Origin of the sequence: Agrobacterium sp. SUL3 (genome assembly GCF_001263295.1) — a bacterium.
Classification (GTDB): Bacteria; Pseudomonadota; Alphaproteobacteria; order Rhizobiales; family Rhizobiaceae; genus Agrobacterium; species Agrobacterium tomkonis.
In genome coordinates this window covers 343,442-356,232 of record NZ_KQ414498.1, presented here as the reverse complement: position 1 = coordinate 356,232, position 12,791 = coordinate 343,442, and the positions used below count along the sequence as shown (strand labels likewise).

The following is a 12,791-nucleotide window of genomic DNA, read 5'->3' as shown; positions in this document are numbered from 1 at the left end:
TCAGGGCCGTTTCAGCGATAAATCGCTTGCATCGGCGGGGTTTGGCGGTCATTGAACGGGACCATGTCCAAAACATCTGAAAATGAACGGCTTGACCAGCTTCTTGTGTCGCTCGGCCACTTTGCCAGCCGCTCGCGTGCGCGCGACGCGGTTTCACGCGGCACCGTGAGCGTGAACGGTAAAATCGTCACCAAACCGAGCCAGACCGTCGCTGCAAACGTCAAGATCACGATCACCGATCCGGCGCAGGCTTACGTCTCGCGCGCTGCACTCAAACTTGCGGCCGCGCTTGATTATTTCAAGCTCGATCCGAAAGGCCTTGAGTGTCTTGATGTCGGCGCATCCACTGGCGGTTTCACCGAGGTTCTGCTTCATCGCGGCGCAAAACATGTCGTCGCCATTGATGTCGGCCACGGGCAGATTCATCCAAGGATCGAGAACGATCCGCGCGTGACCAGCCTGGAGGGGCTGAATGCGCGTTTCCTCACCACCGAAGATATCGATGACCGGCCCATTGGCTTCATCGTTTCCGACGTGTCCTTCATTTCGCTGAAGCTTGCGCTTGCCCCGGCCCTTGAGCTTGCTGCGCCGGGTGCTCTGGCGGTTCTGCTGGTCAAACCGCAATTCGAGGCGGGGCGCGATGCCATCAGCAAGGCCGGGCTTCTGAAGGAGCCGGAAACCGCACCCGCAGTTGCCGCCGAGCTGGAACGCTGGCTCGTCGAAGACATGGGCTGGAAAAGCCTCGGGCTTATTCCCTCGCCGATTTCCGGCGGCGACGGCAATATCGAATTTCTCCTCGGAGGCGAAAAGCCATGAGCACACAGACCGTCACCATCAAGAGCCTCGGTGCACAGGGCGACGGCATCGCGCACTGTCCCGACGGCCCGGTCTATGTGCCCTTCGCCCTGCCCGGCGAGACGGTGGCCATTGCCAAAGTGAAGGATCACGGCACGGTCATGTCGATTGCGGAAGCTTCGGCGGACCGCCGCGAACCCGCCTGCCGCCACTTCGGTCCTGAAGGCATCAACGGCACCTGCGGCGGCTGTTCGCTGCAGCATCTGGCCGACCAGCCCTACCACGCCTTCAAGCGGGAGCTGGTGGTTTCGGCGCTGAAATCGAAGGGCCTGACGCCTGATGTGGACGATCTCGTCATCTGTCGCCCCGGCGAGCGCCGCCGCGCGGTGTTTGCCGCCCGCAGGACGGAAAAGGGCCTGCTGCTGGGCTTCAGCCAGGCGAGCAGCCATCACATCGTCGCCATCGAGGAATGTCCCGTCACCTCGCCCGGCATTGTCTCGCGCCTCGACGCCATCCGCGCCATCGGGCTTTCGATGACGGCGAATGCCGAGCCGTTCCGCATGACCGTTCTCGAAACGCTTTCCGGTCTGGATATTTCCGTCGAGGGTATCAAGTCGGTCAACGACAAGCAGCGGCGGATGCTGACGGAAACAGTGCTTGCCATGCGTGGCATCGCCCGTGTCTCGCTTTCAGGTGAAATCCTGATCGAACCGCAAAAACCGATCATCGAATTCGGCGGCGTTCCGGTCTCACCGCCCGCCGGCGGTTTCACGCAGGCGACGAAACAGGCCGAGGACGCCATGGCGGAACTGGTGCTTGCCCATATCGGCAAATCCAAGCGCATTGCCGACCTGTTCTGCGGTTCCGGCACATTTGCGCTCAGACTGGCGCGCATTGGCAAGGTGCATGCGGTGGAGGCCGAAGACAAGGCGTTGAAGGCCTTGGATTTCGCTGCCCGCAATACGCAGGGCCTGAAACCGGTCAGCGTCGAAAAACGCGATCTTTTCCGCCGGCCGTTGATGACCAGCGAATTGAAGAATTACGATGCCGTCGTGTTCGATCCGCCGCGCGCCGGGGCGGAAGTCCAGTGCAAGGAACTGGCCCGCAGCACGGTGAAAAAAATCGTTGCTGTCAGCTGCAATCCGCTGACGCTGGCGCGCGATCTCGCGCTTCTGGTTGAGGGCGGCTATCGCGTCACCCGCGTCACACCGGTCGACCAGTTCCTGTGGTCGCCGCATGTGGAAGCGGTGGCGGTTCTGGAGAAATAAGCAATCGGGGCGGAGAGCCGCTCACACGAAGCTGACGCAACGATCCCATATGCCCGCAATCACCACTGCCCTCATCCTGTGCTTGTCACAGGAATCCAGCCGACGCGCGTCTGCGCGGCGAGAGAAGTCCTTTCAGCCCAAAGACTTGGGCTGGCTGGATTCCTGTGACAAGCACAGGAATGAGGGCCGAGGGTGACTCTTACCAGGCCGTATCGACCGTGCCGTTGCCCACCACGCCCGAGCAGCGGCACGAACCACCGACGCGGCCCCGTTCCAGCGGGCAGATATAGGGGCGGCGGCGATTGGCGCTTTCCGGCGGGGTGATGACGCAGACGAAACGCGCGCGGCGCTGGTGACTGCGGCTGTTGCCGGAATTATAGTCCGGGCTATCGTCATCGCTTGACTGCGCCAGAATGACGTTGCTGCTCGAAACCGGCAAGCGTGTGATCGCTGCTGCCTCCGCAACAGTTGCGGCGGAGAGAAAGACGGACAGGGCGAAAACGAGGTAACGCATGCGGGTGGCCTTCGGACGGAGAGTTTGTGAGATCCGTTTCTGCCGGACCGGTTTGGTGGACGATATATAATCCGTATTTAAAAGCACAGAGGCTTCCAAATTCCACGATGCCGCTCGTTTCTTCTCCCCGCCGGGAGAAGGTGGCCCGAAGGGTCGGATGAAGGGGCGACGGTAGAGATTTACGGGGAGCTTGCTCCCTCATCCCGCTGCCGAGGACTTCTCCCCGGCGGGGAGAAGAAACAAGCGGCGGGCTTCCCGATTCCCGCACTCAGCGGCGCATGAATGCCTCGAAGGCGGCGCGGGCTTCGGCACTTTGCAATTGCGCGATGAAATAGCGGGCTTCTTCGTCGATGCGGGCCAGCACATCTTCCGGCTTGCCACGAACCAGATCGCGGGCGATCTTCAACGCCTGTTGCGGCTTGGAGGCGAGCCGCGTCGCGAGCGCCAGCGTTTCAGTTTCCACATGTTCAGGGGAAACGACTTTCCAGATCATCCCGGCCTGCAACGCCTGTTCGGCGGAAAAGCCCTCGCCCATGGCAAGCAGCGCAAAGGCGCGCTGGTGGCCGATGAGTTTTGGCGCAAGCAGGCTGGAAGCGGCCTCCGGCACCAGCGCCAGATCCACGAATGGCGTCTTGAACAGGCTGCGATTGGAAGCAACGGTCAGATCACAATGCAGGTTCAGCGTCGTGCCGATGCCGATGGCCAGCCCATCAACGCCCGAAACCAGCGGTTTTTCGAACGTCGCCAGCGCCTTCAGAAGATCGAGCACCGCAAGCTTACCCTTTGCGCCCGACATGGCGAAGGCAAGGAAATCGGCCATGTCGTTGCCGGCGGAGAAGCAGCCTTCCGTGCCGAGAAAGGCAACGACGCGGATGTCCGGGTCGGCATTGGCGGCGTGCAGAGCTTCGGCCATGCGCAGATACATGGCATCGGTGATGGCGTTTTTCTTTTCCGGCCGGTTGAAACGGATGGTCAGCACCTCAGGCGCATGGCCGATCCGTTCGACAAGAATATGTTCGTCCGACATCTGCAGCTCCTCAAGCCAATACGGTGCGGGCGGCGGCAAGGCTTGCCGCGCCACCGATAACGCGATCCTTCAGCGCCGCCGTTTCCGCCAGCAGGTTTTCCGCCGCAAAACGGCAAAGTGCGGCGCGATGTGCGCCCCTGCCATCATCGACGGTGGCCAATACGCCCTTGGCGAGATAGGCGCCGGTAAGCGCCAGACCGAAGAGACGCTGATAGGGCGTCGCGCCGGCGAGTGCGGTTTCGGTTTCGCCCGCCTTGATGCGGTCCAGCAGCCACTCGGTCGTCGTTTCCAGATCGTTGAGGCTGGCTTCGAGATAACGGCCCGTCTCGCCGAGATCGTCACGGTTCGAAGCGGCTGTCCGGGCGGCGATCTCACGCAGTTCGGCGATGAAACCGCGCACCTGCGCGCCATCGGAAAGCGGCAGCTTGCGCAACACCAGATCGATGGCCTGAATGCCGTTGGTGCCTTCGTAGATCGGGGCGATGCGGGCATCACGCAGATAACGCGCAGCCCCCGTCTCCTCGATGAAGCCCATGCCGCCATGCACTTGAATGCCCATGGAGGCGACATCCACACCGGCATCGGTGGAGAAGGACTTGGCGATCGGGGTGAGCAGAGCAGCGCGCTCCTGCCAGTGGGAACGCTGCGGCCCGTCTTCGCTCGCATGCGCCATGTCTATGGCATGGGCGCAGCTGAAGGAAATCGCCCGCGACCCCTGCGTCAGCGCCTTCATCGTCAGCAGCGTTCTGGCAATGTCAGGATGTTCGATGATCGGGCTCATGCCGGAGCCCTGCCAGCCGGGCGCCTTGCCCTGCGTGCGCTCCTTCGCGTATTCGATTGCCTTCTGGGTCGCCGCCTCGCAGATCGCCACGCCCTGCATGCCGACGGCAAGGCGGGCATTGTTCATCATCGTGAACATGCAGGCGAGGCCCTTGTTCTCCTCACCGATCAGCCAGCCGAGAGCGCCCTTCTCTTCCCCGAATTTGCCGTCGCCGAAGATCATCGTGCAGGTGGGCGAGCCGTGAATGCCGAGCTTGTGTTCCAGCGAATGGCAGAAAAGGTCGTTGCGGTTGCCCGGTGCGCCGTTTTCGTCCGGCAGGAATTTGGGCACGAGGAACAGTGAGATGCCGCGTGTTCCGGCCGGCGCATCCGGCAGGCGGGCAAGAACGAGGTGGATGATATTATCAGCCGCGTCATGTTCGCCCCAGGTGATGAAAATCTTCTGCCCGAAGATGCGATAGGTGCCGTCGCCATTGCGCTCGGCCTTAGTCTTCAACACGCCAAGGTCCGAACCCGCATGCGGTTCGGTGAGGTTCATCGTGCCGGTCCATTCGCCGGAGACGAGCTTGGGAAGATAGGCGCGTTTCAGATCATTGCTGCCGTGGGTGACGATGGCTTCCACCGCGCCCATGGTGAGCGTGGGCGCCAGCGCAAAGGCCATGGAGCCGGAGTTCCACATTTCGAGTGCTGCGACATTCAGCATATGCGGCAGGTTCTGGCCGCCAAATTCCTCAGGCGCTGTCAGGCTGTTCCAGCCGGCCTCGGCCCAGCGGCGGTAAAGATCGGCCCAGCCATCCGGCGTCGTCACCTTGCCATCGGCAAGCTTCGCACCCTGGCGGTCGCCGATTTCGGCAAGCGGCGCGACCTCGGCGGTGGCGAACCGGCCGGCTTCCTGGAGAATGGCATCCACCAGATCTTCCCCGAGATCACCCAGCACACCCTTTGCCAGCGCATCTTCAAGACCCGCTACATGTTTGAGTGTAAAGGCGATATCATCCACCGGCGCGCTATACATGCTGCCTCCTCCCGAAGCTTTTGTATCCTGCTACTGCCTTCGGGCTAAATGATTTTTACGTAAACGTCAATTTGAAAATTCCCGTCATTTCAGCGGGATTGTTATAAAACTGTCATATGAATTTGCTCAGCATGCGCTGAAAGGCGCCGTGCCGCCACTGCCGCTCCCACACCAGAACGACGGACGCCTTCCCTCCTCCCATCCAGCCGGTCAGGACTGCCACGATGGATCTCGTAACGCCCAATATTCCCGGCCTTGTCTGGGCCTATCAGTTCCACCCCGGCACAGCGCCGTGCCGCCGGCTGGCGCCCGATGCGCGCTTTCACGAAGTGGCCGAGTGCGAAGGTTTCTTCTGGCTGCATCTCAATCTTGCCGACCAGCGGGTGGCGGCTTTTCTCGAAACCATCGACGGTCTCGATCCAGCGGCGCGGGCAAGCCTCACCACCCATGAGACGCACCCTTCCATCGTGGTCGATGAAAAATCGCTCTATGGCACATTGGTCGATTTCCAGCGGGAATTCGACAAGGAAACGCGCGATTTCGGCTGGCTGCATTTTGCGGTGAGCGATCGTTTCATCATCACCACCCGCCTGCAGCCGCTGCATTCGGTGGACCGATTGAAAGCGGCGGTCGACAAGAATTCCAGCCGCTACCTCACCCCATCGCATGTCTTCGAGGGGCTGGTGGCGGAATTCCAGCGCTCGCTCATCAATCTGGTGATGGAGACGACGGAAGAACTGAACGCCATCGAGGACATGGTCTATGACAGCGAGAACCGCGACGAGCGACGGCGGCTCGCCCCGCTGCGCCGCACGGTGGTTCGCCTGCACCGGCATCTGCGCACCGTGCTGACCCTGATGCGACGCGCTTCGGCCGCCGATGAGGACGAAATGCCTGACGGTTTCGAAGATGTCGCCTCACGCCTGATGGGTCGCCTCGAAGCTGTGGATCACGACGTCTATGCCCTGCAGGAACGCGCAAGGCTGCTGCACGAAGAAATCGATTCCAAACTTTCGTCCGAAACCAACCGGCACCTTTACATCCTGTCGCTGATGACGGCCTTCCTGCTGCCGCCATCGCTGGTGACAGGCTTTTTCGGCATGAATACGGATGAGTTGCCGTTTACAGTTGGCACCGGCGGCACGTTGTCGGCCGGCGTCTTTATCGTGATTTCCGTCGTGCTTGCCTGGTTCGTGCTCAAACGGGCACGGATCCTGTAATAAAAAAGCCGCCCGGTGATGACCGGACGGCTCTGTCAATTTTAGCCTGGCATTCTATCAGCTGTAAGGCGAAGGCCTGCGACGGCGTGAAGCTGGTGAGGAAAACGACAATCGCCGTGGCGACGCTCGTTGTCCGGAAATTCATCATGGTCTTCCTCCGTTGCTCTGGCGCGTTAAACCGCGCCCTTTAACCGCTCTCATCGGAGGTAAGGGTCAGCCCCATGGAACACCCGAAAAGAATTCGATGACGTGCAAACGAGTTTAGGGAAATTTGGTTCCATGACAACCATCCGGTGAAGGATAGGGAAGATGACACGCTATTGGCGTCAGGCTTCCACCTTCACATCGGTCAAGGGCCGTGAACAGCAGGCGAGAATATAACCTTCCTCGATCTCGTCATCGAGAATGCCGCCATTGTGGTTCATCTCCACCTCGCCGGACAGTTTCAGCACCCGGCAGGTGCCGCAGATACCCGATTCGCAGGCCGCGCCGATGCGTACGCCGGCGGCGCGCGCCGTCATCAGAACCGTCTGGCCGGGCTGGCAGGCCATCTCTTTTCCGGAAAGCGTGAAGCCCACCATCGACAGCGCCTCACCGTCCACATCGGTGAGAACGCTCTCGCCGACCGTGACCGGGGCTGCGGGTGAGAAGCTTTCCTGATGGTAACGGCTCATGTCGAAGCCGGACGCGTCGAGCATGGAGCGGACGGCGGCCATGAACGGCTCCGGCCCGCAGCAGAATACGGTGCGCTCCATGAAGTCAGGAGATAGAAGCGCGATCTTGGCCTTGTCGACCATGCCCTTCAGGCCGGACCAGAGATCGGTGCGGCCGCAGTTCTCGACGATGAAACCGAGCGACAGCTTCGGCATGAAGCGGGCGAGATATTCAAGCTCGTGGCGGAAGACGATATCGGACGGCGAGCGCGAGCAGTTGATGAAGGCGATGTCGCTCTGCGGAGCACGGTCGCTCATGTCGCGCACCATCGACATCATCGGCGTGACGCCGGAGCCTGCCGAGATGAACAGATATTTGTCACCGGGGTGGCGCACATAGGAGAAATCACCGAGCGGGCCGAGCGCCCGGATTTTCATGCCGGGCCTCAGATTATCGAACATCCAGCGCGTGCCGATGCTGTTGGCCTGCGCCTTGACCGTGACCGAAAGCGCATAGGGCCGTGACGGGCTGGAGGACAGTGTGTAGGTGCGATAGAGCGGCTCCTTGCCCACCGGCAGTTCCAGCGTGACGAACTGACCCGGCAGATACCGGAACCAGTTCTGATCTTCGGAGCGGAACAGGAATGTCATGACATCCTGTGTTTCGGGCGTCACCGAAATGCACTCCAGCAGCTGGAGCTTGTCGCTCCACGGCTTCATCTCGTCTATGTGCTTGTAGGTCACAACCATATTCATCTTCGCGTTACGCTACTGCCGAAAGCCGGGCCTTGTCGCCGGAAAGCCGGTCGATCATGAAATCGGAATACCAGTTGACGAACTGCATCACACCGCCCTCGTCTTCCATGGAATAAGGGCCGGGCTGGTAAGCAGGCGACCGGATGCCGAAGGCATTTTCTTCGACGATGCGGCGGTCCTGATCGTTGGTTTCGTTCCAGACGTGGGTCAGGTCTTCCAGATCGTAGTCCACGCCTTCCACCGCGTCCTTGTGCACCAGCCATTTGGTGGTGACCATGGTCTCATTGGCATTGAGCGGCAGCACCCGGAAGGAAATGGTGTGGTCGCCGAGGAAGTGGTTCCAGGTCGTCGGATAATGGAACAGCAGCAACGCGCCGATATGGCTGATGCTGACATCCTCGGACAGCGGCCGGCGCACGGCGCGTTTGCCCGACATGGTATAGCTTTCCGCCTCGCCGATCAGCGGCATGCGGGCGACGCGGAACTGGCCCTGCGGATCGATCTTGAAACGGCTCGGCAGGCCGGCGGCCTCGCAGCGCGCCCAGTGACCGCCGATCTCGGGATCGCTGGCGCCGCCATCCGTTCCCGTCACACTCGGGTTTTCGGGGTAAGTGCGGCAAAGTTCCGGGTGGTTGGCGGCGCAATGGTAGCACTCGCGGTTGTTTTCCCAGACCAGCTTCCAGTTGCCCTTTTCGATGATCGTGCTTTCATGCGCGACCTTGGCCTCCCAGATGCGGTGCGGGGCCATGTAGCTTTCGACTTCGGCCCGCATGGGCGCAAAATCCGCCGGCTGGTCGGCAAGGCAGATGAAGACGTAACCGGCAACTGTCTGGCAGGCGACCGGCTTCAGGCCGAATTCCGCCTTGTCGAACTCCTCGCCCATATGACGCGCGAACAGGAGCTTGCCATCCAGATCGTAGGTCCACTGGTGATAGGGACAGACGAGACGGGCGGACTGGCCCTTATGGGCGGAGCAGACGCGGGAACCACGATGGCGACAGGAATTGTGAAGGGCGCGGATCTCGCCGTCGCGTCCACGGACGATGACGACGGAATAGGAACCGACCTGCACGGTGAAATAATTGCCGGATTTGGGCACTTCGCAATCATGGCCGACAAACAGCCAGTCGCGATACCAGATGGTTTCCATATCCAGCTTGAAATAATCCTGGTCCGTGTAGAAGGGCTGTTCCAGGCTGAAGCCCTCGCGGCGGTTCTTCAGCTGGCGCAATACGGTATCACGCAATTCCATGGCCAAATCCTCGATCAAACCGCCCTGCCCGGCACCATTTACCGGGCTGCGGAAGCATGATCACATCTAAACACCGGCGGTCATTTGCAGCAGCACAGACAGCGACATCGGCTTCCGCATTGGCGACAAATTGCGACATCAGCAAATGCCTGCCATAGCCCATTCTGCTGCGAAATCCGGCAGCTACTTGGTGAACAAAACCACGTCGCAATATGACGCATGATATTGCGCGATTGCCTCTCCACCCATCAGAAAACAGGGGGTGCGACGCAACGGAGTATTAACGCGAACTAAATTATCTTGCCGCATCGACAGCAACGAGGGCGTTCCTGGTGGAGAAGGCGACACGCATACGTTATTTCGATGCGGCCAGACATTCGATCATGCCGATACGGTCAAAGACCGCGCATTCGGATTTTCTGCGCACCGGCCGGATCAGCCGTTATGAAGAACGCTGGTTGCCGCGGGAGCGTGTCTATTACAGCCATGAGGAGGTGGCGGCGATGACCGGGCGCAAGCTCGAGGCCGCCGCCGATGCCACCCATAGCCGCCTCAACACCTTTCACCAGTCCATCCGTTTTCCCAAGATGGTCTCCCACCATCTGCTCAACGACCGGCCGCATCTCGGCTATTGTCATGTCACGGCGGCGAAAACCAGTTTCGACGCTGAACGCCACGTGCTGTGGTCCTTCTATTTCGCGAATTTTTTCGCCGAACTGAGCGGTGAAGAGAACTTCTTCGAAAATATCGATGCGCGTTATTCCCGGATGTATTTTGCCGTCGCCATCAATGCGCTTCCCGACAAGGAATTCGCAGTCGATACCTCCTTCCATCGCGGCGGCCTGCTGTTCCAGACCCATGACCCGCGCGTGGCGCTGAAAAATGTGCTGCTGCTCGGCGCGCGCTCGGAGGAGATGCGCAGGATCATCAAGGCGATATAAACGATAGCGCTTTCCATCCCGGCCAGAAATACGCTATTGAGCGCGCTGAAAGGCAGCATCATGGCGCGTCATATCAACATCGAAAATGAGCGGGAAACCGCGTTGCAGGCCGCCGTAGCGGAGCTTGCGGACGGCCAGCCCATCGCCCTGCCGACGGAAACCGTCTATGGCCTTGCCGCCGATGCGACCAATCCGGCGGCCATCACCCGCATTTACGAGACGAAAGGCCGGCCGCAGTTCAATCCGTTGATCTGCCATGTGGCCGATATTGCCATGGCCGAACGTTATGCGGTTTTGGACCCCATTTCGCTGAAGCTTGCGCAGGCCTTCTGGCCCGGCCCGCTGACGCTGGTTCTGCCGCTGAAACCGGAAAGCGGCATTCATTCGCTTGCGACGGCCGGGCTTGATACGGTCGGCATCCGCGTGCCGCAGGGTTTTGCCGGTGATCTGATCCGCCGGTTCGACAGGCCGCTGGCCGCCCCGAGCGCCAATAGTTCCGGCAAGATCAGCCCGACAAGTGCCGCCCATGTGGAGGCCGATCTCGGCCGGAAGATCACTCTCATTCTCGATGGCGGGGCCGCCTCGGTCGGCGTCGAATCCACCATCGTCAAGGTGGAAGAGGATGGTCGCGTACGGCTGCTTCGCCCCGGCGGCATCGTCACCGAGGACATAGAGACCATTGCCGGCCTGCGGCTGGAACGGCCCGAAAAAGCCTCTGCCGCCATTGAAGCGCCCGGAATGCTGGCGTCGCACTATGCGCCCGGTGCATCCGTGCGCCTCGGCGCCACATCTGTTTTGCCGAACGAAGCGCTGATCCGTTTCGGCAGCGTCACCATTAAGGGTGAAGAAGCCGCCCGCGCTGTTTTCGATCTCAGCCCCGCCGGCAATCTTGCCGAGGCCGCCGCCAATCTGTTCGATTATCTCAAAGCCGCCGATGCGACCGGCGCGAACACCATCGCCATCACCGCCATTCCCACACATGGTCTCGGAGAGGCGATCAACGACCGCCTTTCCCGCGCCGCCGCACCGAGAGGCTGACGGCACTTAACCCTTTTTCGCCCATGCTTCAAAAGACAGCGAGACACCCATGACCGCCATCCCCTCCTCCGACATCCTCGACCGCTTCACCGCCATTGTCGGCGAGCAAAATGCGGTGCGCGACCCGGCGGAAATGGCGCTGCGTCTGGTGGAAAATCGCGGGCTTTATCGCGGTGCCTCGCCGCTGCTCATCAAACCCGGTTCGGTCGAAGAAGTTGCCGCCATCCTGAAGCTCGCCAGCGAGACCGGCACACCCATCGTGCCGCAGACCGGCAATACCGGCCTTGTCGGCGGCCAGACACCCCGGGCGGAAGGCACCGACATCATCCTGTCGCTGGAGCGCATGAACCGCATCCGCGATATTGATCCGGTCGCCAATGTCATCGTCGCCGATGCCGGCTGCATTCTCGATGACATCCACAAGGCAGCGGAGACGGTGGAACGGATGTTCCCGCTGTCGCTCGGCTCGCAAGGCTCCTGCCGCATCGGTGGCAATCTCGCCACCAATGCCGGCGGCACGGCTGTTCTCGCCTATGGCAATATGCGCCAGCTCTGCCTCGGGCTTGAGGTCGTCCTGCCAACCGGCGAAATCTGGAACGGGCTGCGCCGGCTGAAAAAAGACAATACGGGTTACGATCTGCGCGATCTCTTCATCGGTTCGGAAGGCACGCTCGGCGTCATCACCGGCGCGGTGCTGAAGCTGTTCCCAAAGCCGCTCGGCCATCAGGTGGCTTTTGCCGGGCTCGGCTCCACCGAAGACGCATTGAAGCTGTTCGAAATGGCCTCGAACCTCTGCGGTACGGCCCTGACCGGTTTCGAACTCATGCCGCACATCGGCGTCGAATTCACTACGAAACATATTCCCGGTGTGCGCGACCCGCTGCAAACGCCGCATGACTGGTACGCGCTCATCGATATCTCCACCTCCGATTCGGCGGAGACAGCCGAGACGATGATGCAATCGCTGCTGGAGCGCGGTTTTGAGGCAGGGTTCGTTCAGGATGCGGTGATCGCGGCGTCAGAAGCCCAGCGACAGGCACTGTGGCACATGCGCGAAAGCATGTCGGATGCGCAAAAGCCGGAAGGTGGCTCGATCAAGCATGACGTTTCCGTTCCGGTCTCGAAAATTCCGGAGTTCATGGCGACCGCGGAAAAGGCGGTGATTGCCGCTATTCCAGGCGCCCGCGTCTGCGCCTTCGGCCATCTTGGCGATGGCAACATCCACTACAATATTTCCCAGCCTGTTGGTGCCGACAAGGCCGAATTTCTTGGTCGCTGGCGAGACATGAACGAGATCGTCCATGGTATCGTGCTGACGCTCGGCGGCTCCATTTCCGCCGAACATGGCATTGGCCAGCTGAAACGCGACGAACTGGCCGCCATTCGGCCCGGCATCGAAATGGACCTGATGCGGCGCATCAAGCACGCCTTTGACCCGGCCGGCATCATGAACCCCGGCAAGGTGCTTGCCGCTGGCTAGGCTGGGCTTTCAGGAAGACTGATGCGGGCGGTTTTGGCCGCCCGCTTTTCGT

11 protein-coding genes are annotated in these 12,791 nt (G+C 60.9%); 6 read left to right on the top strand and 5 right to left on the bottom strand.

Features of this window, described 5'->3' with window-relative positions; translation table 11 throughout:
• Window positions 1-63: 63 nt before the first annotated feature.
• Together AKG12_RS01870 and AKG12_RS01865 are read left to right on the top strand one after the other, a co-directional pair.
• Window positions 64-816 carry a TlyA family RNA methyltransferase gene (locus tag AKG12_RS01870; protein ID WP_052817386.1) on the top strand — a complete coding sequence of 251 codons (753 nt, stop codon included), beginning with the start codon at window positions 64-66 and terminating at the stop codon, window positions 814-816.
• A complete protein-coding gene (locus AKG12_RS01865; protein WP_052817384.1) occupies window positions 813-2,063 on the top strand; it encodes a class I SAM-dependent RNA methyltransferase in 1,251 nt (416 codons plus the stop codon). Before AKG12_RS01870 ends, AKG12_RS01865 begins: the two co-directional genes overlap by 4 nt.
• A 199-nt stretch (window positions 2,064-2,262) precedes the next feature.
• Here the strand turns inward: AKG12_RS01865 and AKG12_RS01860 are convergent, their stop codons facing one another.
• From AKG12_RS01860 to AKG12_RS01850, 3 genes are all read right to left on the bottom strand, one after another.
• Window positions 2,263-2,577, bottom strand: coding sequence for a hypothetical protein (locus AKG12_RS01860; RefSeq protein WP_052817863.1), 315 nt, complete (start codon window positions 2,575-2,577; stop codon window positions 2,263-2,265).
• A 268-nt stretch (window positions 2,578-2,845) separates the two neighbouring features.
• Window positions 2,846-3,604 carry a crotonase/enoyl-CoA hydratase family protein gene (locus tag AKG12_RS01855; RefSeq protein WP_052817382.1) on the bottom strand — a complete coding sequence of 253 codons (759 nt, stop codon included), beginning with the start codon at window positions 3,602-3,604 and terminating at the stop codon, window positions 2,846-2,848.
• A 10-nt stretch (window positions 3,605-3,614) separates the two neighbouring features.
• The gene (locus AKG12_RS01850; RefSeq protein WP_052817380.1) at window positions 3,615-5,399 is read right to left on the bottom strand and encodes an acyl-CoA dehydrogenase family protein; all 1,785 of its coding nucleotides are present in this window, start codon (window positions 5,397-5,399) and stop codon (window positions 3,615-3,617) included.
• Window positions 5,400-5,623: 224 nt separating this feature from the next.
• Between AKG12_RS01850 and AKG12_RS01845 the strand changes: the two genes are divergently transcribed.
• A complete protein-coding gene (locus tag AKG12_RS01845; protein ID WP_046798471.1) occupies window positions 5,624-6,619 on the top strand; it encodes a transporter in 996 nt (331 codons plus the stop codon).
• Window positions 6,620-6,945: 326 nt separating this feature from the next.
• Here the strand turns inward: AKG12_RS01845 and AKG12_RS01840 are convergent, their stop codons facing one another.
• Both AKG12_RS01840 and AKG12_RS01835 read right to left on the bottom strand, forming a co-directional pair.
• Window positions 6,946-8,028: an FAD-binding oxidoreductase gene (locus AKG12_RS01840; protein ID WP_046800721.1), complete on the bottom strand. Its 1,083-nt coding sequence runs from the start codon at window positions 8,026-8,028 to the stop codon at window positions 6,946-6,948.
• 7 nt (window positions 8,029-8,035) lie between these two features.
• On the bottom strand, window positions 8,036-9,280 hold the full coding sequence (locus AKG12_RS01835) for an aromatic ring-hydroxylating oxygenase subunit alpha (protein ID WP_052817861.1): 1,245 nt from the start codon (window positions 9,278-9,280) through the stop codon (window positions 8,036-8,038).
• Between the two features lie 332 nt (window positions 9,281-9,612).
• On the opposite strand from AKG12_RS01835, the gene AKG12_RS01830 reads away from it, so the two are divergent.
• Genes AKG12_RS01830 through AKG12_RS01820 form a run of 3 tightly spaced genes read left to right on the top strand, consistent with a single transcriptional unit; the run spans window position 9,613 to window position 12,739 of the window.
• Window positions 9,613-10,221: a DUF6656 family protein gene (locus AKG12_RS01830; RefSeq protein WP_162249027.1), complete on the top strand. Its 609-nt coding sequence runs from the start codon at window positions 9,613-9,615 to the stop codon at window positions 10,219-10,221.
• A 60-nt stretch (window positions 10,222-10,281) separates the two neighbouring features.
• On the top strand, window positions 10,282-11,259 hold the full coding sequence (locus AKG12_RS01825) for an L-threonylcarbamoyladenylate synthase (protein ID WP_052817378.1): 978 nt from the start codon (window positions 10,282-10,284) through the stop codon (window positions 11,257-11,259).
• A 49-nt stretch (window positions 11,260-11,308) separates the two neighbouring features.
• Complete coding sequence (locus AKG12_RS01820; RefSeq protein ID WP_052817376.1) at window positions 11,309-12,739, top strand: FAD-binding oxidoreductase; 1,431 nt, start codon at window positions 11,309-11,311, stop codon at window positions 12,737-12,739.
• Window positions 12,740-12,791 lie beyond the last annotated feature (52 nt).

Bases quoted from the DNA above. Each gene is read 5' to 3' on its own strand.
- AKG12_RS01870 (WP_052817386.1), top strand. From the start codon at position 64: ATGTCCAAAACATCTGAAAATGAACGGCTTGACCAGCTTCTTGTGTCG.
- AKG12_RS01865 (WP_052817384.1), top strand. From the start codon at position 813: ATGAGCACACAGACCGTCACCATCAAGAGCCTCGGTGCACAGGGCGAC.
- AKG12_RS01860 (WP_052817863.1), bottom strand. From the start codon at position 2,577: ATGCGTTACCTCGTTTTCGCCCTGTCCGTCTTTCTCTCCGCCGCAACT.
- AKG12_RS01855 (WP_052817382.1), bottom strand. From the start codon at position 3,604: ATGTCGGACGAACATATTCTTGTCGAACGGATCGGCCATGCGCCTGAG.
- AKG12_RS01850 (WP_052817380.1), bottom strand. From the start codon at position 5,399: ATGTATAGCGCGCCGGTGGATGATATCGCCTTTACACTCAAACATGTA.
- AKG12_RS01845 (WP_046798471.1), top strand. From the start codon at position 5,624: ATGGATCTCGTAACGCCCAATATTCCCGGCCTTGTCTGGGCCTATCAG.
- AKG12_RS01840 (WP_046800721.1), bottom strand. From the start codon at position 8,028: ATGAATATGGTTGTGACCTACAAGCACATAGACGAGATGAAGCCGTGG.
- AKG12_RS01835 (WP_052817861.1), bottom strand. From the start codon at position 9,280: ATGGAATTGCGTGATACCGTATTGCGCCAGCTGAAGAACCGCCGCGAG.
- AKG12_RS01825 (WP_052817378.1), top strand. From the start codon at position 10,282: ATGGCGCGTCATATCAACATCGAAAATGAGCGGGAAACCGCGTTGCAG.
- AKG12_RS01820 (WP_052817376.1), top strand. From the start codon at position 11,309: ATGACCGCCATCCCCTCCTCCGACATCCTCGACCGCTTCACCGCCATT.